At 72.0% G+C, this 21238-nt stretch carries 19 protein-coding genes; 7 read left to right on the forward strand and 12 right to left on the reverse strand.

All coding sequences use genetic code 11. The features are described 5' to 3' along the window. Positions 1 to 224 precede the first annotated feature (224 nt). Together GTY58_RS27705 and GTY58_RS27710 are read left to right on the forward strand one after the other, a co-directional pair. Positions 225 to 617, forward strand: a complete 393-nt coding sequence (locus GTY58_RS27705) for a hypothetical protein (RefSeq protein WP_037649837.1) — start codon at positions 225 to 227, stop codon at positions 615 to 617. A gap of 95 nt (positions 618 to 712) precedes the next feature. After that, positions 713 to 2161: a S28 family serine protease gene (locus tag GTY58_RS27710; RefSeq protein WP_010986704.1), complete on the forward strand. Its 1449-nt coding sequence runs from the start codon at positions 713 to 715 to the stop codon at positions 2159 to 2161. Between the two features lie 406 nt (positions 2162 to 2567). Here the strand turns inward: GTY58_RS27710 and GTY58_RS27715 are convergent, their stop codons facing one another. The 3 genes from GTY58_RS27715 to GTY58_RS27725 form a co-directional block, all read right to left on the reverse strand. Then, positions 2568 to 3200 (reverse strand): hypothetical protein, encoded by a 633-nt coding sequence (locus tag GTY58_RS27715; RefSeq protein WP_010986705.1) that lies wholly within the window; start codon positions 3198 to 3200, stop codon positions 2568 to 2570. A gap of 114 nt (positions 3201 to 3314) precedes the next feature. After that, positions 3315 to 5165, reverse strand: coding sequence for a glycoside hydrolase family 3 protein (locus tag GTY58_RS27720; protein WP_010986706.1), 1851 nt, complete (start codon positions 5163 to 5165; stop codon positions 3315 to 3317). Between the two features lie 418 nt (positions 5166 to 5583). After that, the gene (locus GTY58_RS27725; protein ID WP_010986707.1) at positions 5584 to 6510 is read right to left on the reverse strand and encodes a LysR family transcriptional regulator; all 927 of its coding nucleotides are present in this window, start codon (positions 6508 to 6510) and stop codon (positions 5584 to 5586) included. Positions 6511 to 6597: 87 nt separating this feature from the next. Between GTY58_RS27725 and GTY58_RS27730 the strand changes: the two genes are divergently transcribed. Both GTY58_RS27730 and GTY58_RS39810 read left to right on the forward strand, forming a co-directional pair. Beyond that, positions 6598 to 7518, forward strand: coding sequence for an EamA family transporter (locus GTY58_RS27730; RefSeq protein ID WP_010986708.1), 921 nt, complete (start codon positions 6598 to 6600; stop codon positions 7516 to 7518). A gap of 56 nt (positions 7519 to 7574) precedes the next feature. After that, on the forward strand, positions 7575 to 8024 hold the full coding sequence (locus tag GTY58_RS39810; RefSeq protein ID WP_048894318.1) for a DUF6281 family protein: 450 nt from the start codon (positions 7575 to 7577) through the stop codon (positions 8022 to 8024). 1 nt (position 8025) lies between these two features. Here GTY58_RS39810 and GTY58_RS27740 read toward each other — a convergent pair whose 3' ends face one another. From GTY58_RS27740 to GTY58_RS27770, 7 genes are all read right to left on the reverse strand, one after another. Beyond that, the gene (locus tag GTY58_RS27740; RefSeq protein ID WP_107083038.1) at positions 8026 to 9849 is read right to left on the reverse strand and encodes an SPFH domain-containing protein; all 1824 of its coding nucleotides are present in this window, start codon (positions 9847 to 9849) and stop codon (positions 8026 to 8028) included. Next, on the reverse strand, positions 9843 to 11366 hold the full coding sequence (locus GTY58_RS27745; RefSeq protein WP_242432153.1) for a TIR domain-containing protein: 1524 nt from the start codon (positions 11364 to 11366) through the stop codon (positions 9843 to 9845). The genes GTY58_RS27740 and GTY58_RS27745 overlap by 7 nt, the downstream gene beginning before the upstream one ends. Positions 11367 to 11467: 101 nt before the next feature. Next, entirely contained in the window at positions 11468 to 12454 is a 987-nt protein-coding gene (locus tag GTY58_RS27750) for a serine/threonine protein kinase (protein WP_010986712.1), read from the reverse strand. Between the two features lie 52 nt (positions 12455 to 12506). Continuing rightward, positions 12507 to 12842, reverse strand: a complete 336-nt coding sequence (locus GTY58_RS41720) for a hypothetical protein (protein ID WP_063823071.1) — start codon at positions 12840 to 12842, stop codon at positions 12507 to 12509. A 356-nt stretch (positions 12843 to 13198) separates the two neighbouring features. Next, on the reverse strand, positions 13199 to 13999 hold the full coding sequence (locus GTY58_RS27760; RefSeq protein WP_010986714.1) for a sugar phosphate isomerase/epimerase family protein: 801 nt from the start codon (positions 13997 to 13999) through the stop codon (positions 13199 to 13201). Between the two features lie 33 nt (positions 14000 to 14032). Then, positions 14033 to 14965, reverse strand: coding sequence for a bifunctional helix-turn-helix transcriptional regulator/GNAT family N-acetyltransferase (locus GTY58_RS27765; protein WP_010986715.1), 933 nt, complete (start codon positions 14963 to 14965; stop codon positions 14033 to 14035). Positions 14966 to 15253: 288 nt separating this feature from the next. Beyond that, positions 15254 to 16294 carry a LacI family DNA-binding transcriptional regulator gene (locus tag GTY58_RS27770; RefSeq protein ID WP_010986716.1) on the reverse strand — a complete coding sequence of 347 codons (1041 nt, stop codon included), beginning with the start codon at positions 16292 to 16294 and terminating at the stop codon, positions 15254 to 15256. A 234-nt stretch (positions 16295 to 16528) separates the two neighbouring features. Here GTY58_RS27770 and GTY58_RS27775 point away from each other — a divergent pair, with 234 nt between their 5' ends. From GTY58_RS27775 to GTY58_RS27785, 3 genes are read left to right on the forward strand one after another with little or no spacing between them, the layout of a single operon-like run. After that, on the forward strand, positions 16529 to 17680 hold the full coding sequence (locus GTY58_RS27775; RefSeq protein WP_010986717.1) for a Gfo/Idh/MocA family oxidoreductase: 1152 nt from the start codon (positions 16529 to 16531) through the stop codon (positions 17678 to 17680). Continuing rightward, positions 17677 to 18828 carry a dihydrodipicolinate synthase family protein gene (locus GTY58_RS27780; protein WP_010986718.1) on the forward strand — a complete coding sequence of 384 codons (1152 nt, stop codon included), beginning with the start codon at positions 17677 to 17679 and terminating at the stop codon, positions 18826 to 18828. Before GTY58_RS27775 ends, GTY58_RS27780 begins: the two co-directional genes overlap by 4 nt. Next, positions 18825 to 19658 (forward strand): sugar phosphate isomerase/epimerase family protein, encoded by an 834-nt coding sequence (locus tag GTY58_RS27785; RefSeq protein WP_010986719.1) that lies wholly within the window; start codon positions 18825 to 18827, stop codon positions 19656 to 19658. The genes GTY58_RS27780 and GTY58_RS27785 overlap by 4 nt, the downstream gene beginning before the upstream one ends. A 235-nt stretch (positions 19659 to 19893) precedes the next feature. Here the strand turns inward: GTY58_RS27785 and rbsD are convergent, their stop codons facing one another. Further along, complete coding sequence (gene rbsD, locus GTY58_RS27790) at positions 19894 to 20283, reverse strand: D-ribose pyranase (RefSeq protein ID WP_010986720.1); 390 nt, start codon at positions 20281 to 20283, stop codon at positions 19894 to 19896. Next, positions 20280 to 21179 (reverse strand): ribokinase, encoded by a 900-nt coding sequence (locus GTY58_RS27795; protein WP_010986721.1) that lies wholly within the window; start codon positions 21177 to 21179, stop codon positions 20280 to 20282. The genes rbsD and GTY58_RS27795 overlap by 4 nt, the downstream gene beginning before the upstream one ends. Positions 21180 to 21238 lie beyond the last annotated feature (59 nt).

Below are 21238 nucleotides of genomic sequence, written 5' to 3' on the forward strand. Positions count from 1 at the left end.
TTCGCCCGTCGAACGTGCGCCCGTCTCCGCCTGACGGGCGTGCGCCCGTGTCCTGCCTGACGACGGCGCCCGTCTCCCTCCTGATGGCGGCGTCTGGCCTCCGCCCGCTGGGGGCGCCCGATGCGCAAGGCCTTCACGCCTGGGCGCACAACCGGGGCGCAACCATCCGGTGTACGCCGTGCGTCCGTACATCAGTACGCTGTTTTGCGGCGGGAGGGACCACAGTGGACAAAGGTGCGATACGTCGGCGGCTGGCGCTGGGCACGGCAGTACTGACCGCGTCCGGCTTGCTCGCCCTGGCGAGTCCGGTGAGCGCACAGGCAGCCGCCGCCGACCACTGCTCCGGGCGCAAGGTCCGTACCCTCTCCTTCTCCACCGGCTCCGTACAGGTCTTCAAGCGCAACGGATACGTGTGCGCGATGACCTTCCCGAAGAAGCGGAGCGGGCCGAGGTGGATGTCGGTGAGCGTGCAGGCACGCGGCAACCGGCCCGTGGTCGACCAGGGCCACTACACGCATCACGCGGGCCCGGTGACGGTTCACGCCGGACACCGCTGCGTGTGGATCAAGGGGCGCGTCGGGTCGGCCTCGGTCAGCTCGGGCTGGATCCTCTGCTGAGCCATTTCACAGGTTCGGCCAACTTTCCCTGGTGTTACGCCAGTTGATTCCGCTAAGTTCCGGCGGACATCTGCGTAATTTCCAGGGGAGGGTGTATGCGCAAGGCGCTCAGATGGCTGCTGGCGCTCGCGGTGCTCATAGGCACGCTGAGCACGGCCGGGGCGGCCACCGCCGCTCAGCCGGAGGCCACGGGTTCCGCCAGTGCGGCCGACACCGACATCAAGGACCGGCTGCTCGCGATACCGGGCATGAGCCTGATCCAGGAGAAGCCGTACACGGGTTACCGCTTCTTCGTCCTGAACTACACCCAGCCGATCGACCACCGGCACCCGTCCAAGGGCACGTTCCAGCAGCGCATCACCGTGCTGCACAAGGACACCTCGCGCCCGACGGTCTTCTACACCGGCGGCTACAACGTCTCCACGACCCCCAGCCGCCGCGAGCCCACCCAGATCGTGGACGGCAACCAGGTCTCCATGGAGTACCGGTTCTTCAACCCGTCCCGGCCCGACCCGGCCGACTGGTCCAAGCTCGACATCTGGCAGGCGGCCAGCGACCAGCACCGCATCTTCAAGGCCCTCAAGGCGGTCTACGGCCAGAAGTGGCTGTCCACGGGCGGCTCCAAGGGCGGCATGACCGCCACGTACTACGAGCGCTTCTACCCGCGCGACATGGACGGCGTCGTCGCGTACGTCGCCCCCAACGACGTCGTGAACGACGAGGACTCGGCGTACGACCGCTTCTTCGCGAACGTCGGCACCAAGGAGTGCCGCGACAAGCTGAACGCCGTGCAGCGCGAGGCGCTGGTGCGGCGGGAGCCGCTGGAGAAGAAGTACGCGGCGTACGCGGCCGACAACGGCTACACGTTCACCACGATCGGCAGCCTCGACAAGGCGTACGAGGCGGTCGTCCTCGACTACGTCTGGGGCTTCTGGCAGTACAGCCTGCTGTCGGACTGCGACGCGATCCCGGCGGACGCGGCGCACGCGACGGACGACGCGATCTGGGACTCGGTCGACACGATCTCCGGGTTCTCGGCCTACGCCGACCAGGGCCTGGAGACGTACACGCCGTACTACTACCAGGCGGGTACGCAGTTGGGCGCGCCGACGATCCACTTCCCGTACATCGAGAAGAAGCTGGTCCGCTACGGCTACCAGCCTCCTCGGAACTTCGTTCCGCGCTCCATCCCGATGAAGTTCCAGCCGGGGGCGATGCGGGACGTGGACGGCTGGGTGCGCCACCACGCCCGGCACATGCTGTTCGTCTACGGCCAGAACGACCCGTGGGGCGCGGAGCGCTTCCGCCTCGGGGCGGGCGCGCGTGACTCGTACGTCTTCGCGGCACCGGGCCTGAACCACGGCGCCAACGTCGCGGGCCTGGTCGCCGACGAGAAGGCGCTGGCGACGGCCCGCATCCTGGAGTGGGCGGGCGTGGCCTCGACAGCGGTCCAGGCGGACCCGTCGGCGGCGAAGCCCCTGGCGAAGTACGACGCGAAGCTGGACCGCCGGGACGTGGACCGCGAACCGACGCTGCGCCCGTAACGCGACCGACCGCGCCGTCGCGGCACGGTCCGGCGAAACGCCGGACCGCGCCGCGCCGGCCGACCGTGCCGCGCTGCGCCGGGCGCGCGTCCCTGGTGGGCGCGCGTCCCGGCCGTGGTGACTGGCGGCCGCCGACGGGCGCGCAACCCTGACGGGTGCGCAACCCTGACGGGCGCGGACCCCCGACGACGGTGACCGGCGAGCCCCGGCACCGTACGCCGCCCAGCCCGTCTGCAACAGCCGGACGCCGTCCGCGTCGCACCGGTCGGCGTGGCCCGTCCGCATCGGCCGGATGCCGCCCGCCTGGCACCGGTTGGCGCAGGCCGCCTCGCGCCGCCCACCCCGCATCAGCCGGGCGCCGTCCACCTCGCGCCCGCCGGGTGCCGCTCGTCTCTCAGCCGTCGGTTCACACAGGCCGGGCGCAGCCCACCGGGGTGGGGCCGCCCAGTTGGACGTACAGCGCTGTCGACCTCGGGCAGTCGGAGCGTTTCGGGACCGCCGAGGTCACCCGGTACTCGGGGGGTTTCCTGCCCTTGCCGTCGCACGACGTCTCGCGGACCTCGCCCCGGCCCGCGCCGTACACGCAGTCGCCGACGATCGTGCGCGGGCCGCCCCCGCCCCCGGGATCACCCGGGTGCGGCGGCTCCAGATTGCGCATGCACGCGTATCCCCGCGGCACCGCGCCGTCCCCGTCCTCGTCCGACGCGGGCCGCGTCTCGCTGATGTGCAGGACGAAGTCCGTCGTCGCCGGGCAGGCCGGGCCGTCCGACGGCTTCCCGTCGTACCGGGCGATCACCCGCGCCGCCGCCCGTTCGCTCGTGCACGGCACTTCCGTGAAGCTCGTCGTCCCGAAGGAACTGCACTCGTCGACCGCGAGGAACACCGCCCCGTACCCCGAGGGCCGCGTGGACGTCGTCCCCTGTGTCGGCTGACCGGCCTGGCCGCCGGACTGCTGCGAGCACCCGGAGACCACCGCCGCCGACAGGAGCGTCAGCACAGCCGTCAGCAGCCCGCCCGGCAGCGCCGGTCTCGCTCGCATGGTCATTCCCCCGATGCACCCCCGGTCCAGCGTGACCCGCGACACGGGTCCACGCCAGACATCCGGGGTGCTTTGCGACAGTTGGGGGCGTTGCGCCGGATAAGCGGCGTAGGGCTAGTACGTCAGCCCGTACCCGATCGGATACAGCACCTGCTCCGGCGCGTCCGCGCGCTGCACCGCCACCGGAAGCTTCCCCCGCGGTGTCACCCGCCCGCCGATCACCCGGGCCGCCGCGCGCAGTTCGACGTCGGTCCAGGAGTACGAGGCCAGGCAGGCGCCGACGTCGGGGAGCTGGGCCACGTCGTACGGGTTGCGGATGGCGACCGCGACCACCGGGACGCCCGTGGCGACCAGCTTGTTCACCAGGGTGCGCTGAGAACTGCCCGCCGTCACGTTGTACGTGCCCACCACCACCGCGTCGGCGCTCCCGGCCGCCGCCACCGCCTTGGCGATCGTCGCCGTCGACGGTGCCGTGCCGGTGGACAGGGCCGTCGCCGTGAAGCCCAGCTCGGTGAGGGCGGCGGCGAGCACGGTGGTCGGTGGTCCGTCGGTGCCGGACGGTGACGCGGGGTCGGCGCCCACGACGAGGACCCTCGGGCGGGTACGGCGGGACAGCGGGAGCAGGCCCTGCTTGTTGATCAGCAGCGTGGTCGTACGGTCCGCGATGCGGTCCGCCGCGCGCAGGTGTTCCGGGGTGCCCACCGTCCGGTCGACGCCGCGCTCGGTGACATAGGGGTCGTGCAGCAGCCCGAGCTTCGACTTCAGCCGCAGGACGCGCAGGATCGACTCGTCGAGGCGGGCCTCGGTCAGCTCGCCGCCGCGCACCGCGTTCAGCACCGCGTGCCACGCGATGTCGATCGACGGCGGGTTGAGGAGCTGGTCGACACCGGCCTTCAGGGCCAGCACGGGCACGCGGTCGTCGCCGTACTTCTGGCGTACGCCCTCCATGCCGAGGGAGTCCGTCACCACGACCCCGTCGTAGCCCAGTTCCTCGCGCAGGATGCCGGTGAGGATGGGGCGGGAGAGCGTCGCCGGATCGCCGGAGGCGTCCAGGGCCGGGACCATGATGTGCGCGGTCATGATGGAGTCGATGCCGGCCCGGACGGCCGCCCGGAAGGGGACCGCGTCGAGCTCCCCCCACAGTTCGCGGCTGTGTGTGATGACCGGGAAGCCGAAGTGGCTGTCGACGGCGGTGTCGCCGTGCCCCGGGAAGTGCTTGGCGGTCGCCGCGACGCCGGACTGCTGATACCCCTTCACCTCCGCCGCGACCAGACCGGCCACCGCGTCCGGATCGGCGCCGAAGGACCGTACGCCGATGACCGGGTTGGCCGGGTTGACGTTCACGTCGGCGTCGGGGGAGTAGTCCTGGAGGATGCCGAGCGCGCGCAGCTCGGCGCCGCCGATCCGGCCGAGCGTGCGGGCGTCCGAGCGGGAGCCCCCGGCGCCGATGGCCATCGCGCCGGGGAAGAGGGTGGCGGGCTTTCCCACGCGCGCGACTATCCCGTGCTCCTGGTCGGTGGCGATCAGGACGGGCAGTCCGCGCGGCTGGTCGAGGGAGGCCTTCTGGATGCCGTTGGACAGGTCGGCGATCTGGTGCGGGGTGCGGGTGTTGTGCGCCCAGGTGAAGTAGATGATGCCGCCGACGCGGTACGTGGCGATCAGCTCGGCGGCCGTCCGTACGCCGAGCTCCTTGAGGTTGGCGTCGATGTCGGCCTGGTCGGGCGCGGTGGCCGAATGGCCGTACACCCGCATCACGAAGAGCTGCCCGACCTTCTCCTCCAGCGTCATACGGGAGATGAGGGCGCGGAGTTTCCGGTCGCCGCTCGGGCCGGCGTGTGCGGTCCCGCTGACGGCGAGAACGGCGCCGGCACCCGCGGTGGCGGCGAGGACGGTACGTCTGGACGGCTGTGCGGTGTTTCCCGTGTTTCCCGTGTTTCCCGTGCTTCCCGTGCCGGAGTCGCGCATCTGCGCACCTTCCCTCATGAAGGAAACTTCCGAGGGGTCACGAATATCCGGGAAGTTTCTTCCAGTCAAGAGGGTGCACAGTAACGCGGGATGGGGCCGCAGCCCGGTAAGGGGCCGTCACCGGCGCTGTCGGAGGGGGGCGCGCCGGTGACGGCGTGCTGCCGGCCGCGTGCGGCGGAGAGGGAGGTCAGCATTCGCAGCCAGCAGCGAGGCCGACACCGCACCGCGGAGACTCATCCGGCAGCATGCGCATTGGACGAAGCGGGGCGGGGCCGGGTTCCCGGGTTTCGCGGGACGCCGGGAAGTCGGTACGGGGGTGACCGGCGGGACGGGCGGGGTGTGCCGCCCCGGCTCGGCTCGCGCAGGCGGTGGGGCGGGCGTGTTGCGGGCGGGCCCGCGGGCCGGGCGTGGTGCGGGCTCACACGTCACCCTGGTGGGCCGGCGTCCGCTCCTCCGTCCAGTGGGCCTGGAGCGTGCGTACCGTCTCCGCGATCGCGGGCCGACGTGCGGCACCGGCGCGCCACAGGGCGTACAGGCGCCGTACGGGCATCGGGGCGAGCGGCACCGCGACGACTCCGTCGGGGAGCGGGCCGCGGCCCAGGCGGGGGATCAGGGCGATGCCGAGGCCGGCCGCGACCAGGGCGACCAGCGTCGGGTTCTCGTCGGCCTGGTGGACGATGTCCGGCTCGCAGCCGGCCGCGCGCAGGGTCCGCACCAGCCAGTCGTGGCAGACCCGGCCGGGCGGCTGGCAGATCCAGCGCTGACCGGCGAGTTCCGCACGTCGCACGGACGCCCGGCCGGCGAGGGGATGCCCGGCGGGGACGAGCAGATCGCACAGGTCGTCCCCGATGACCGCCTGCTCCACCCCCGGCGGGGCCGGCAGCGGCGCGATGTCCCAGTCGTGCGCGACCGCGACGTCGACCGCGCCCTTGGCGACCAGGTCGACCGACAGATGCGGATCGACCTCGGTCAGACGGGTGTCCAGCGACGGATGCCGCGCGGCCAGGTCGGCGAGCACACCCGGCATCAGCCCCCGCGCCGCACTCGCGAACGCCGCCACCGTCAGCCGCCCCGCGGGCAGCCCGCGCCGCTCCTCCAGCTCCGTCTCCGCCCGCTCCACGATGGCGAGCAACTCCTGTGCCGTGGCAGCCAGTTGCTCGGCCTGCTCGGTGAGACGCACCCCGCGCCCCTGCCGTTCCAGGAGTACGGTCCTGGTCTCCCGTTCCAGCTTGGCGATCTGCTGGGACACGGCGGACGGTGTGTAGCCGAGGGCGGCCGCGGCGGCGCCGACCGTCCCGTGGACGGAGACGGCGTGCAGGGCGCGCAGCCGTTGGAGATCGAGCACGTGAGTCCCTTTCATCAGGGATGCTTCATCCAACCATGCAGTAATCATCGCTGGTGCTTCACGGTCTCCGGGCGTGATCCTCGACGCATGCGACCCGCTCACATCTGCCTCGCCGTCCTCGTCGCCGCCGTCTGGGGCGTGAACTTCACCGTCATCGAGGTGGGCCTGGCGCACTTCCCGCCGCTGCTCTTCTCCGCCCTCCGGTTTCTCGCCGCCGCGCTTCCGGCGGTCTTCTTCGTGGGCCGCCCGAAGGTGGCGTGGAAGTGGATCGTGGCGGTGGGGCTGGTGCTCGGCGTCGCGAAGTTCGGTCTGCTCTTCATCGGCATGGACGCGGGCATGCCGGCCGGGCTGTCCTCCCTGGTCCTCCAGATCCAGGCGGTCTTCACGGCGCTGATCGCCTTCGCGGCGCTGGGTGAGCGCCCCACCGGCATACGGCTGGCGGGCATGGCGGTCGCCCTGTGCGGGGTGGGGCTCGCGGCCGTCGACGAGGGCACGGGCGGCCCGCTCGGTGCCTTCGCCCTGGTGATAGGGGCGGCGGTCTGCTGGGGCGCGTCCAACGTCCTCACCCGCAAGGCGTCCCCGCCGGACCCGCTGAACTTCATGGTGTGGGTGAGTACGGTGCCGGTCGTGCCGCTGCTGGGGCTGTCGCTGCTGACGGAGGGGCCGTCCGCCGACCTGAACGCGCTCGGCTCACTCGACTGGCAGGGCGCGGGCGTCATCCTCTACGTCGCCTGGATCACGACGGTCTTCGGCTTCGGGGCGTGGGGCTGGCTGCTCCACCGTCACCCCGCGTCCACGGTGGCGCCCTTCTCCCTCCTGGTCCCGGTCTTCGGCATGTCGTCGGCGGCGCTGTTCCTGGGGGAGCCGATCGGTCCCATGCGCTGGGGCGCGGCGGCGCTGCTGGCGGGCGGGGTGGCGCTGACGTCACTGGCGCCCGGGAAAGAACGTTCCGGCGGCCCGAACACCTTGGACCTCCGCGGCGTCGGTATTCATGAGGCCGGACGGTGATGTGCGGCCTCCGCACCGTCCACGGAAGCGGAAACGCTCCAAGAGGAGGCGTACCGATGAAGGCCGTAGAGATGAAGGCCGTAGAGATGAAGGCCGTGGCGATGAAAGCCGTACTCCCGATCGGCAGGACCGGATCCGTGTGGATGCTGCCGGCGGCGTTACTGGTCACGATGTCCGTCGCCTGTACGTCGTCCGACGGCGGCGCGTCCGCGTCGTCCTGCGCGTACCTGGTCGAGTACCAGAGCCGCACGTACGCGGGCTCGGCGGCCAGGGACTTCACCCTCGGGGACGAACTCGGTGCCGCCACCCTTCCGCCGTGCGACGACACGCCGAACGACGACAGCGACGGTCGAACGACGCCGACCTCGACGACCGCCTATGCGATCGAGGGAGTGGACCCCGCCATCGCCATCGCGTTGGAACAGTCGTCCGACGACGTCATCTTCATCGACGTCGACTCCGACTGGACGCTGCCTGAGATCAAGAAGATGATCCACGGCACGTGATTCAGTCCACGAGGCGGACGTCACCGTCGATCGTGTCGTCCGTGTCGTCGTCCATGGCGTCGGATTCCTTCGTCAGTACCGGCCTCTCCTGGCCCGGGTCGACCGGCCGCCCCCCGTGCAGGTTGCGCAGCCGGGCCAGGAGGTCCTGCTTGACGGTCAGCGGCAGCATCTGGACGTATTCCGAGATGTCGCCGCCCCCGCCGACGTACTGCGGGACGTCGAACTTGGCGAACTCCCCCACGACGCGGATCAGCGTGACGTTCTCCCGGCCCAGCAGTTCCACTTCCTTCTGGAGTTCGAGGCCGACGCGCCGGGCTTCCGCCAGCGCCTCGTACGTGTCGATCAGGTCCTTCAACTTGGCTTGCTCCACGCCCACTTCGAGGTTGGCGAGCCGCGCCTGTTCGGCGAACTTCTCCTTGAGCTTCTCGAGCAGGGACGGATCCCGGGGGATGAACCTGCCGAGGGCGGTGCCCTGCATGCCCACGCCCCACTTCTCCAGCGCGTGCGTGACCTGGTCGGTGAGGTCCTTGCGGATGTCCTGGTAGGTGCCGAGGAACTCCAGCACCGAACTCGTCACGGCGATCTCGTTGAAGTACCCGGCGACCGTGTTGCCGAGCACGTTCCTGACGAACCGCTGCATGGGGGTCGGGTCGTCGACGAGGCCGCCCAGTCCGGAGGTGCGCACGCCGCCGAACTGGCTGACCAGGCGCGGCGCCACGCCGCGCGGGATCTGGAGGTTCTGCGTGAGGTCGACGTCCAGGTCGAAGCCCTGGACGTTGACGGTGATCTGTCCGAGGTCCGCGTCGTAGTTGTCGGACTCGGACTCCCGCTTGTTGTGCCACGTGAGGTACAGGACGCGCGTGGGGATCAGCATCACCCGTACGAACCAGGGGTTCAGGGAGTAGGTGGTTCCCTCGCCCAGCGTCTCCTCCTGGATGCCCCGCTCGCCGCCCTTCGCGAGGAACACCCAGGGCCGACGGAAGCTGCCGTGGCCCTCCACCCGAGGTGCGACCGTGCCGGTGGTGTCCTGGCGGGGCTCGGCCCCGTCCAGCGTGATGACCACCCCGGTGCAGCCCTCCTCGATGGACACGTCCTGGAGGTGGGCCTCGGTCAGTCCGTCGCGGGAGGCCGTCACGTTGTCGACCGTGATGACGTCGAACAGCTCCGGGTTGATGTCGTAGTACGCCCCGCCGCCGAGGATGGCCAGCTGCCTGCCCTGCTCACCGCCGCCGAGCAGGAACGCCTCGCCGTCCTGGAAGCTGTTGCACTCGACGTGCCGGCCGAACCGCTGGTCGGGGGGCCGGACGGCACCCGCCTGCGCCTGGACCAGGCCGACCGTGCCCGGCGGCACATAGGTGCGCGGTACCGTCTCGACGCGGAACAGCCTGGTGTTGATGTAGTACGACTGGCCGCCGCTGAGCGTCGTCACCTGCACGCCCTGCTCGCCGCCGCCGCGGAGGAACGCCTCGCCGTCCTGGAAGCTGTTGCACGCGACGTGCCGGCCGAGCGGGCGGCCTTCGGTCCGGGTACGGCCCTCGGTGGCCGAGACCAGGCCGAGCATGCCTGCCGGAATGTGCAGCCTGGGCACGCACTCCACCGAGTACAGCAGCGGTGTGAGCCAGTGAAAGCCGCCGGGGAGCAGTGTGCGGGCCCGTACCCCGCGTGCGTTGTCGGGGTTGACCTCTTTGAACGAGGGGTCGGAGTGTGCGGCGCCGAAGTTCCGTTTGACGATGCCGACATGGTCGGCCGGCACGACGACGCGCCCCGTCCAGCCGATCCACCCGGCGGCCGACAGCAGGACCAGCAACACGAACAGAGTCAGCATGGGGCGGCCTTCCACTCTCGCAGCCGTGCGTGCACCGCCAGCACGGTTGAGCTCCAACGGTCGTACCAGTCGGGGTTGTTCTCACGGCCCGGATCGCGCAGCGTGGGAAAGAACCCGGCCCGTCTGCCGGGTCCCGCCCGCCGTGCGAAGTCCTGGTAGAGCCGGGGTACGGCGGCCTCGGCCGAGTCGCGCCAGCCCAGCGCGGCGCCCAGGTCGGGGAAGCGCGAACCCCGCCCGCCCCGGTCCATGGGCGCCAGTGCGCGCTGGCGCCCAAAGCCCTGCCGGCCGTGGGAGTGGGCGGTCCACAGCGCGTCGATGCCGGCCAGCAGCTCCAACGGCAGTGCGGCGGCGTGCCGTTCGCTCAACCAGCCCTCGCCGAGGCGGCCCGCCGTCTCCAGGACGAGCCGGGTGGTCAGCAGGTCGGCATGCTCGTACTCGTCCTCGGCGAGGTGGGCGCGCAGCCGCTCCAGCGCGGCCGGGGCCGTCATGCGCGCCGCCGGAGCCGTCGTGCGTATCTCCGGAGCCGTCGTGTGTACCGCCGGTGTCGTCATACGGACGGCCGGCGGCGCCATACCTACGGCGGGTGTCGTCATACGGACGGCCGGGGCCGAGCCCCGGGCGGGGGCCGCTTCGGGGAGGCGGGCGGGTCGGCCCTGTGTCACGTCCTCGTGCAGCAGGCGCAACAGGCCGAGCTCGGCCTCGTCGAGCAGGCCCCCGTGACGGGCGTCCACATGCCAGGTGGCCGCCAGGTGGTAGTTGACCTCACCGTCCAGCAGGACGGGGACGAAAGCCCGCCCGTGCACCTGGCCCTCCAGGATCATGCGGGTGACGTCGTCGGAGTCCTGCGACTGAGGAGTCATCACCACGACGACTGCCACGGCGTACCGGAGCTGCTGTCTGATCGTCCAGAACTGGGCGTCCCCGGGCCGCAGATCCCCCGTCGACCAGACCGGCAGCCCGGCCGCGCGCAGCTGCTCGGTCAGCCGCCCGCCGTACGCGGCGTCGGCGGGCGCGCAGCACACGACGAAGGCGGGTTCTTCCGGTGCGGTGAGCGGCCGGGGCGGGGAGGGGTGGACGGCGGCCAGGTTGTCCCGGGACGACGCGGCGCCGGCGCCGGTGGGGGCGGGGCGCCGGGCGATGACGGCCGCGAGTTCGGCGACCTTGTCCGTGAACTCCTGGCCGGTCGCGTCGCTGAAGTCACGCCAGACGCGCTGGGCGGCGAACGGAGGCGCGGCCACCTGCCCGAGCAGCACCGGTATGAACCGCAGTCCGTGGGTGGCCGACGCGCCCGCCAGCACCGCGTACTCGTTCATGGCGGGGGCCGAGCGGACGGACGCCGGGCTGATCACGGCGATTCCGTTGGTGGACGCGAGGAGAGCTGCCTCCAGCTCGTGGATCACCACCTGGCCGGGTTCGATGCTCCACTGGTCGAAGAACACCGACAGCCCGTGCCCGGCGAGATGTTCGGCCAGCTTCGTGGCCCAGACGGCGTCGGCGGCCGCGTAGGAGAGGAACACGTCGTTCAACCGCTGGACCTCCTGCGCGCGGCGGTCGGACCGAGTCGTCGGCTCCGGGGAGCGACCAAGGTAAGGGAGGAGCCTCTCCTTCCGCCCTGTTGTCACATCATCAGCACACCTTCGTGTGATGAGTCGGCGTGTGGACGGTCTTCCGCACTCGGCGATGTCAGAGGAAGCGCCTCGGTCAGGGGTGCGGCGAGGGTCCTCAGCGCCGAGCCGCCCCGCTCCTCCCAGTCGCGGCCGAGCGCCGTCCGCGCCGTCCGTTCCAGGTGGGCCAGCAGGGCCTCGGCGCCCGGCCGCAGTGCCGGATCCTTGGTCAGCCCGGCGGCGAGCGGAGCGCGCAGCGGCCCGGGGACTGCCTCCATCGGCACCTGCGCCGTGGTGTGCCGCGCCATCAGACTGAACAACTGCCGTACAGGAAAAGGGAGTTCGCCGGTCAGGCAGAGGTGGAGCACGCAGGCCGTCCCGTACACGTCGCCGCCGGGCGTCGCGGCCCCGCCGCCTCGCCACAGCTCCGGCGCACGCAGCCCGGCGGCGCCGGTGGTCAGCGCGGCCAGCCCCAGGCCGGTCACGGCCGGGACCCCGTCGGCGTCGATCAGCACCTTGGCGGGCCGCAGGTCACCGTGGACCACTGCACGCCCGTGTGCGGCGGCCAGCGCCCGCAACGCCCTGTGGACGACGAGCAGCGCGGCGGCCGGGGGCAGGGCTCCGTGCCGGTCCAGCACCCGCGACAGGGTGACGCCCTCGACCGCGTCGCTGACCAGCGCACCGCCGACCGCCTCGACCGCCCCGGCCGAACGGGTGTACGCGGCCGTGAACCCGGGTGCGTGAACGTACTGCCGGAACGGGACCGCCTCGGGCGCTTCGAGGCCGGTCAGCCGTGCGACGTCCGTCCAGAAGGCCTCCGCCCGCGGGCGGTGGATCAGCAGCCCGGCCGGTATATAGCGCACCGCCACCAGGTCACCGACTTCGCCGACTTCACCGGCCTCGCCGTCGAGCCGGGCCAGCACGGTCCGCCCGTACCGCCCGCGACGCACTTCGCGCACCTCCGTGCTGCGCGGCAGCCGCCACGGCCGGGTCACCACCATCGCAGCCGTCCGTCCATCTCAGGCATCCGTCCCTTTCAGACGCCCGCCCATTTCAGACGTCCGTCCTTCGCCGCAGCCTGAGTGCGGTGTCCGCCAGCCGGGCGACCTCGCCGTCGTAGCGCGGAGTGCCGGGCTCCCGCAGATCCACCGGCCGGCGGATGTCGGCGAACGGCGGGAGTTCGACGCTCCCGGCCCGCGCCGGTACGAACCGGAAACCGCCTCCGTGGACGCGCTGGAGCAGGACCGCGTATTCCTCCCTGATCCGCGAGTCGGCCATCGTTCCGGGTCCGAACAGCAGCACTCCGAGGGTCGCACCCACCAGGGCCCGTTCGGTCTCCAGCAGGGGGACCAGCCCCGGCTCGACCCAGCGCACCAGGAAGACCGACACGCCCGCCTCGCGCAGCCGCTCCGCCAGCCGCTCCGCGGCGTTCGGCCTCCGCGTCCGCGTACGACACGAACACGTCGTACGGGCCCTGCGTCTGTGCCTGCGGTGGCGGAGGGGTGGGGCGGGGCGCGGGGTCGGGGCCCGGGTCGCGACCGCGGCGCCGGCCGGGACCGCCCCGGTTCCGCAGCGGAACCCAGGCGAAGTACGTGGACGCCACCGTGGCAATCAAGCCGACGAGAGCGATCGCCAGGTTGGCCCCTTCCATGTCCGGAATTCTAGGGTAATCAGCCCTCAAAGCAGCGGAGTTGCCGGACATCGCAGGGGAGCTGCCGGTTATGGCCGTGCGGTCGGGGTGCGTGTTACGCCGACTCGTTGAGCAGCCGGGCCAGGTGGTTCCGGCCCGCCCGCAGCAGACCGGGCAGCGGCGCCGCCTGCTCGTACCACCGCTTCTCGTACTCCCAGCACAGCCAGCCGTCCCACCCCTCCCGCGACAGCAGTTCCACGCACTCGGCGAGCGGGAGGACGCCGGTGCCGAGCGGCAGCGGGGTCGTGTCCTCGGCGGACGCGATGTCCTTCACCTGCACGTATCCGAGGTGCGGGGCCAGGGCCGCATACGTCGAGGAGGGCTGTTCGCCGCCCAGCCAGGTGTGCATCACGTCCCACAGCGCGCCCGCGTGGCGGTGGCCGACGGGGCCGAGGACGCGGATCGCGTCGGCGCCGGTGCGATGGGAGTCGTGGGTCTCCAGCAGGATCCGTACGTCGACGTCGGCGGCGTACTCCGCGGCCGTGCCCAGCCGCCGGGCCGCCGTCGCGTCGGCTTCCGCGCGGCTCTGCTCCGCAACCGCGCCGGGGAACACGCGTACGAAGGGGGCGCCCAGGTCGCGGGCCAGGTCGAGGAGTCCGCGGATCTCCGTGAGGACGGGGTCGTCGTCGCCCGGCGCCGCGACCCGCGCGTATCCCGCCAGGCCCAGGATCTCGATGCCGCCCGCCCTGAACGCGGCGGCCACCTCGGCCCGCTCGGCCGGGCCGAGGCCGGGGTGCACCGGTTCCTCGGGGTGGGCGCGCAGCTCGACACCGTGGTAGCCGTGCGTGGCGGCGAGCCGTACGACGTCGGGGACGGGGAGGCCGGGAACACCGAGGGTGGAGAAGGCCAGTTTCATGCCTGAGGACCCTATGCCTTGTGATCCCGTCCGTCACTCATGTGCTTCGTGCAGGTCCAGCCGCCAGTCCTGCCCCACCAGGTCCGCGCCGAAGGAGCGGTGCGGCTTCTCGGCGAGGAGGACGAAACCGTGGCGCTGGTAGATGTGGCGGGCGGCGGACAGCACGTCGTTGGTCCACAGGAGCACCTCGCGGTAGCCCGCACCGCGCGCGAATTCGACCACCGCGCTCACCAGGCGGTCGCCGATGCCCAGACCCCGTGCGTCGGGTTCGACCAGGAGGAGGCGCAGGCGTGCCGCGCCGGGTGCCTCGTCCCGTACGCACATCACACAGCCCGCCGGACGGCCGTCCACCTCCGCGATCCACACCCGCTCCAGATGCGGGTCGTGGTCCTGCGCGAAGTCCGCGACGATACGCGCCACCAGGCCCTCGTAGTCGGTGTTCCACCCGTACTCGGCGGCGTAGACGGCGGCGTTGCGCTGCACGATCCAGCCGAGGTCGCCCGGGGCCGGCTCGCGCAGCAGCACGTCCTCGCGGCGCGGCGGGCGGCCGGCGGAGAGGAGCTCCTGGATCGTGCGCATCGCCTCGGTGAGGCGGGGGTGGTCGGCGGCGGGCACGGTGGAGAGCAGCGCGCCGACGGATGCGCGGGCCCGCTCGGCGAGCAGGTCGGCCGCGTCCCGGCCGCGTGCGGTGAGCGTGATGTGGCGGCGGCGCGGGTCACGCTCCGAGGGGGAGCGCCGGATCAGCCCGTCGTCCTCGAACTTGTTGAGAATGCGGCTCAAGTAGCCCGCGTCCAGGGAGAGTTCGGTCCGCAGGTCGGCCGCGTCGGTGCGGGGTGAGTGCGCGAGCTCGTACAGCACACGGGACTCCGTGAGCGTGTACGGGGCGTAGAGGTGGCGGCCGTAGTCCAGCGCGCCGATGACGTTCGTGTAGAAGCGGTTGAACGAGCGGATGTCGTGGACGGTCATGATCGCCCCCCGGAGACAGTTGACTCAGTCAGAGATGCGATCCGAGCGTACGACCGCTTCGGCCCGTCGTCCATCGGCCGGCGAGAGCCGCCCAGAGCGACCGCTCACGTACCGGCGACGACCGCAGCGGATCGGGGGCGGTCGGACGGGGCGGTTCGGCCTCGCGTACCGACGACGACCGCTCACGTACCGGCGACGACCGTTCACGTACCGGCGACGACCGTTCACGTACCGGCGACGACCGCTCGCGAACCGGGGGCACCCGCCCCCGCCCCCGCCCCCGCACCCTCACCCCCGCGGTGCCCCCGTGGACCCTCGGACCATCAGTTCTCCGCGCACCGTGGCGATCCCGCCCGGCGGTGGTTCCTCGCGGCCCATCGCGATCCGGCCGGCCCGGGCGCCCGCCTCGGTCAGCGGCAGTCGTACCGTCGTCAGCGCCGGTACCGCGTCGATCGCGAACGGCAGGTCGTCGAAGCCCGCCACCGACACGTCCTCCGGGATGCGCAGCCCCGAATCCCGCAGCGCGGCGCACGCGCCCAGGGCGACCGTGTCGTTGGCCGCGACCACCGCCGTGAGCGACGGGTCGCGGCGCAGGAGTTCGAGCGTCGCCTCGTAGCCGGAGCGGCGGTCGTAGCGGCCGAGGACCGTCAGCCGCGGGTCGTCCTCGACGCCCGCGGCCTCGAGCGCCTCGCGGTGGCCCTCCAGACGGTGGCGGGTCGTCGTGCGTTCCTCCGGGCCCGCGATATAGCCCATGCGCCGGTGGCCGAGCCCGATGAGGTGCTCGGTGAGCTGCCGGCCGCCCCCGCGGTTGTCGAAGGTGAGCGCGACCGCCTCCGGCGCGGGCGGCCGTCCGCACAGCACCACCCGGGTCCCCGCCTCCGCCAGCTTCCGCAGCTTCGCGGAGACCGCGGCGGCGTGCGCCGTGTCCTCGACCGCGCCGCCGGTGAGCACGACGGCCGCGGCGCGCTGGCGTTGCAGCAGCGTGAGGTAGGTCAGCTCGCGCTCGGGCGAGCCGCCCGTGTTGCACACCACCGCGAGCCGTTCGCCGCCCGCGCGTCCGCCGGGCCCTCCGATCTCCGACTGGATCGCGCTCGCCATGATCCCGAAGAAGGGGTCGGCGATGTCGTTCACCAGGATTCCGACCAGGTCGGAGGTCGCGGCGGCCAGGGCGCTCGCGGGCCCGTTCAGGACGTAGTCCAGTTCGTCCACCGCCCGCAGCACCCGCTCCCGAGTGGACGTGGCCACCGGGTAGTTGCCGTTCAGCACACGCGACACGGTCGCGGGCGAGACCTGCGCGCGTGCCGCCACGTCCGCCAGGGTCACCGTCATCGTCGTCGTCCTCCGGTCGCGCATCTCGTCGTCCTCGGCCGCGGATCTTGGGACCCGCGTGAGATGTACCGCAGCCTGCGCATCCCGTCGTACCCGACTGCGCGCATCTCGTCATCCACGCGGTCTTGTCCGATCCGCCGCACAGAGGCTAGCGTCTCCTTTCATAGAAAGCGCTTGCTGCGACGCTTACCTGTCGGGGCGTACGCGGCGCCGGACGCGTACGAAGGGAATGACGTGACACGCAAGACGGTGCGTATCGCCATGAACGGGGTGACGGGACGCATGGGCTACCGCCAGCACCTCGTCCGCTCGATCCTCGCCCTGCGCGATCAGGGCGGCCTCGACCTGGGCGACGGCACCGTGCTGTGGCCCGAGCCCGTCCTCGTCGGCCGCCGCGAGCACGCCCTGAAGGCGTTCGCCGAGCGGCACGGCCTGGAGCACTGGTCGACGGATGTGGACCAGGTCCTCGCGGACGACTCCATCGACATCTACTTCGACGCGCAGGTCACCTCCGCCCGCGAGGAGGCGATCAAGAAGGCCGTCGCCGCCGGCAAGCACATCTACACCGAGAAGCCGACCGCCACCGGGTTCGAAGGTGCCCTCGAGCTGGCCCGCCGCGCGAACGCCGCCGGCGTCAAGCACGGCGTCGTCCAGGACAAGCTCTTCCTCCCGGGCCTGCTCAAGCTCAAGCGCCTCATCGACGGCGGCTTCTTCGGGCGGATCCTGTCGATCCGCGGGGAGTTCGGCTACTGGGTCTTCGAGGGCGACTGGCAGGCCGCCCAGCGCCCGTCCTGGAACTACCGTGCCGAGGACGGCGGTGGCATCGTTGTCGACATGTTCCCGCACTGGGAGTACGTCCTGCACGAACTCTTCGGCCGGGTGACGTCCGTCCAGGCGCTCACCGCCACCCACATCCCGCAGCGCTGGGACGAGCAGAGCAAGCCGTACGACGCCACGGCCGACGACGCCGCGTACGGCATCTTCGAACTGGAGGGCGGCGCGATCGCCCAGATCAACTCCTCGTGGGCGGTGCGCGTCAACCGCGACGAGCTCGTCGAGTTCCAGGTCGACGGAACGGAGGGCTCGGCCGTCGCCGGCCTGCGCAACTGCCGGGTCCAGCACCGCAGCGCGACCCCGAAGCCGGTCTGGAACCCCGACATCCCCGCCACGTACTCCTTCCGCGACCAGTGGCAGGAGGTCCCGGACAACACCGAGTTCGACAACGGCTTCAAGGCCCAGTGGGAGCTGTTCCTCAAGCACGTCTACGCGGACGCGCCCTACCACTGGGACCTCCTGGCCGGCGCCCGCGGCGTCCAGCTCGCCGAGCTGGGCCTGAGGTCCTCGGCCGAGGGCGTCCGTCTCGACGTGCCGGAGATCTCGCTGTGACCATCCGACTTCCCGGCGTGGGAGGGGAGTTGCGCACGTACGTCCCGCGCACCGAGCCCCTCGCCCCGACCGCGGGCGCGCCCTTCACCTCCCGTACGGTCTTCTCGGCGGCGCACGTGGTCGCCGACCCGTACGCGGACACGACCCCCGACTCGCCCGCCGCGGTCGACTGGGACGCCACGCTCGCCTTCCGGCGCCATCTGTGGTCCCACGGGCTCGGCGTCGCCGAGGCGATGGACACCGCGCAGCGCGGCATGGGCCTGGACTGGGCGGGCGCGGCGGAGCTGATCCGCCGGTCGGCGGCGGAGGCGAAGGCGGTCGGCGGCCGTATCGCCTGCGGGGTGGGCACCGACCAGATCGCCGGGGGGACGCCGGCCGAGGTGCGGGCCGCGTACGAGGAGCAGCTCGCCCTTGTCGAGGAGTCGGGGGCGCAGGCGATCCTGATGGCGTCGCGCGCGCTGGCCGCGTCCGCCTCCGGACCCGAGGACTACCTGGAGGTCTACGGCCAGCTGCTGCGCCAGGCCACCGAGCCGGTGATCCTGCACTGGCTGGGCCCGATGTTCGACCCGGCGCTGGCGGGCTACTGGGGTTCGTCCGACCTGGACGCCGCCACGGACACCTTCCTCGAGGTCATCGCCGCGCACCCCGACAAGGTGGACGGCATCAAGGTCTCCCTGCTGGACGCCCGGCGCGAGGTCGAGCTGCGGCGCCGGCTGCCGCGGGGCGTGCGCTGCTACACGGGCGACGACTTCAACTATCCCGAGCTGATCGCGGGCGACGAGAAGGGCTTCAGCCACGCCCTGCTCGGCATCTTCGACCCGCTCGGGCCTCTGGCGGCGGAAGCGGTACGGGTACTGGACACGGGTGATGTGAAGGGCTTCAGGGAACTCCTCGACCCCACGGTCGACCTCTCCCGCCACCTTTTCCGGCCTCCCACCCGCTTCTACAAGACGGGCGTGGTCTTCCTGGCCTGGCTGGCCGGCCACCAGGACCACTTCACGATGGTGGGCGGCCTCCAGTCGGCCCGCTCGCTCCCGCACCTCGCGAAGGCGTACGAACTCGCCGACGGCCTGGGCCTGTTCCCGAAGCCGGAACTGGCCGAGGCGCGGATGAAGACCCTGCTGTCGCTGTACGGAGTGAGCCGATGAGCGCGGCCCTGGAGCGTTTCTCGATCAACCAGATGACGGTCAAGCAGCTGGACCTGCCCGAACTGGTCGACGCCTGCCTGGAGTCGGGCGTCCCCGGCGTGGGCCTGTGGCGCGCGCCGGTCCAGTCGTACGGCGTCGAGGCGACGGCGAAGCTGATCCGCGACGCGGGCCTGTCGGTGACGACCCTGTGCCGCGGCGGCTTCCTCACGGCGATCGAGCCGGCCGAGCGGGCCCGGGCGCTGGACGACAACCGCCTGGCCGTCGACGAGGCGGCCACCCTCGGCACGGACACACTGGTCCTGGTGTCGGGCGGCCTCCCGGCGGGCTCGAAGGACCTGCACGGCGCCCGGGAACGGATCGCGGACGCGCTGGGCGAGCTGGGCCCGTACGCGGCGTCCCGGGGCGTACGCCTGGCCGTCGAACCGCTGCACCCGATGTACGCGTCGGACCGCTGCGTGGTCTCCACCCTGGCCCAGGCCCTGGACATCGCGGAACGCTTCCCGGCGGAGCAGGTGGGCGTCACGGTGGACACGTACCACATCTGGTGGGACGACACGGCTCCCGCACAGATCGCCCGCGCCGGTGCGTCCGGCCGTATCCACACCTTCCAACTCGCCGACTGGACGACGCCGTTGCCCGAGGGCGTCCTCAACGGCCGCGGCCAGATCGGCGACGGCGCGATCGACATGCGGGAGTGGAAGGGCTACGTGGAGGCGGCGGGCTACTCGGGCCCGATCGAGGTCGAACTGTTCAACGACGCGCTGTGGGCACGCGACGGCCGCGAGGTCCTGGCGGAGACCGCGGCACGGTTCGCGGAGCACGTGGGGTAGGGCTTGCCGGGCACTTTCGGGTTACGTGTGCCCTGGTTCGCCGGCACGCCGAAAATTTCTCGGAACACCGTGCAACCCTTCCCGTACTCCGCGGGTCGTACTTGGCATCAGGACTTCTGGAGGGGGATCCGGGGGGATCGCGGGGGTTCTGATTCGGAGGGGAAAGCAGAGGGGCCCGGTCGACAAGACCGGGCCCCTTGACGTTGTACGACGCCTGGGCGAAGCCGTACGACGCCTAGAAGAACACTCCGCAGCGCAGCAGCACGTTCGCGTACGGCCGTGCCTCCCCGGTGCGTACGATCAGCCGCGCGTTCGCCGACAGGGACTTCAGTTCCTCGTGCGGGACCAGCTCCAGCGCGGGGAAGCGCGTCTGGAGGAGCGCCGTCGCCCCGGGGTTCGCCTCCCGGACCTCGCGCGCGGCCGTCGCGCCTTCCACCACCAGCTCGTCCAGCAGCCCGTCCAGCACCTCCGCGAACGACGGCACCCCGGCCCGGAACGCCAGGTCCACCACCCGCGGCCCCACCGGGATCGGCATCCCCGCGTCGCACACGAGCACTCCGTGCCCGTGCCCCAGTTCGGCCAGCGCGCCGGCCAGGTGACGGTTCAGTATTCCGGCCTTCTTCACAGCGCCGCGACCTCCTCCGCCGTCGGGAACGACGCCTGGGCGCCGGAGCGGGTGACGGCGGACGCCCCCACCCGGGCCGCGTACGCCGCGGCCCGCACGAGCGACTCGCCGAGCCCCAGACGCCACGCCAGCGCCGCCGTGAACGCGTCGCCCGCACCCGTCGTGTCCACCGCGTCCACCCGCACGGACGGCACCCGGGCGGTGCCCTCGGCGGAAGCCACCAGCGCACCCTCGGCGCCCAGCGTCACCACCACCGAACGCGGCCCCAGCGCCAGCAGCGCCGCCGCCCAGTCCTCGGGGGAACCGTCCAGCTCACCGCCCGCGATGACCCGCGCCTCGTGCTCGTTCACGATCAGCGGATCGCAGGCCGCCAGCACCTCCTCGGGCAGCGGCCGGGGCGGCGACGGGTTCAGTACGAAACGGGTGCCGGGCGCCAGATTCCGTACGACCTCCACGACCGACTCCAGCGGGATCTCCAGCTGCGCCGAGACCACGGCGGCGGACCGGAGGAGGCTGTCCGCGGCCCGTACGTCCCGCGGCGCCAGCCGGCCGTTCGCCCCCGGCGAGACCACGATGCTGTTGTCCCCGGACGGGTCCACCGTGATCAGCGCGACCCCGGTGGGCGCCCCGCCGACCAGCACGCCCACGGTGTCGACGCCCGCCCGCCGCTGCGAGTCGAGCAGCAGCCGGCCGTGCGCGTCGTCGCCGACCCGCGCCAGCAGGGCCGTACGGGCCCCGAGGCGGGCGGCGGCGACCGCCTGGTTCGCGCCCTTGCCGCCCGGGTGGACGACCAGATCGGAGCCGAGCACGGTCTCTCCCGCCGCGGGCCGCCGCTCGACCCCGATCACCAGGTCGGCGTTGGCCGATCCCACGACCAGAAGGTCGTAGTCGTACATGAACTGTCTCCCTACAGAGGTGAGTTGGAGCAATGGCCGAGCGGCCGGACGACTCCCGT

The sequence above is a fragment of the Streptomyces sp. SID5469 genome (assembly GCF_009862865.1).
Lineage (GTDB): Bacteria > Actinomycetota > Actinomycetes > Streptomycetales > Streptomycetaceae > Streptomyces > Streptomyces avermitilis.

Excerpts from the sequence above, each read along its gene's own strand:
- GTY58_RS27750 (WP_010986712.1), bottom strand. The coding sequence starts at position 12,454 with ATGGTGGTGACCCGGCCGTGGCGGCTGCCGCGCAGCACGGAGGTGCGC.
- GTY58_RS27720 (WP_010986706.1), bottom strand. The coding sequence starts at position 5,165 with ATGCGCGACTCCGGCACGGGAAGCACGGGAAACACGGGAAACACGGGA.
- GTY58_RS27740 (WP_107083038.1), bottom strand. The coding sequence starts at position 9,849 with ATGCTGACTCTGTTCGTGTTGCTGGTCCTGCTGTCGGCCGCCGGGTGG.
- GTY58_RS27715 (WP_010986705.1), bottom strand. The coding sequence starts at position 3,200 with ATGCGAGCGAGACCGGCGCTGCCGGGCGGGCTGCTGACGGCTGTGCTG.
- GTY58_RS27765 (WP_010986715.1), bottom strand. The coding sequence starts at position 14,965 with ATGACCGTCCACGACATCCGCTCGTTCAACCGCTTCTACACGAACGTC.
- GTY58_RS27730 (WP_010986708.1), top strand. The coding sequence starts at position 6,598 with ATGCGACCCGCTCACATCTGCCTCGCCGTCCTCGTCGCCGCCGTCTGG.
- GTY58_RS27710 (WP_010986704.1), top strand. The coding sequence starts at position 713 with ATGCGCAAGGCGCTCAGATGGCTGCTGGCGCTCGCGGTGCTCATAGGC.
- GTY58_RS27785 (WP_010986719.1), top strand. The coding sequence starts at position 18,825 with ATGAGCGCGGCCCTGGAGCGTTTCTCGATCAACCAGATGACGGTCAAG.
- GTY58_RS27760 (WP_010986714.1), bottom strand. The coding sequence starts at position 13,999 with ATGAAACTGGCCTTCTCCACCCTCGGTGTTCCCGGCCTCCCCGTCCCC.
- GTY58_RS27770 (WP_010986716.1), bottom strand. The coding sequence starts at position 16,294 with ATGACGGTGACCCTGGCGGACGTGGCGGCACGCGCGCAGGTCTCGCCC.
- GTY58_RS39810 (WP_048894318.1), top strand. The coding sequence starts at position 7,575 with ATGAAGGCCGTAGAGATGAAGGCCGTAGAGATGAAGGCCGTGGCGATG.
- GTY58_RS27795 (WP_010986721.1), bottom strand. The coding sequence starts at position 21,179 with ATGTACGACTACGACCTTCTGGTCGTGGGATCGGCCAACGCCGACCTG.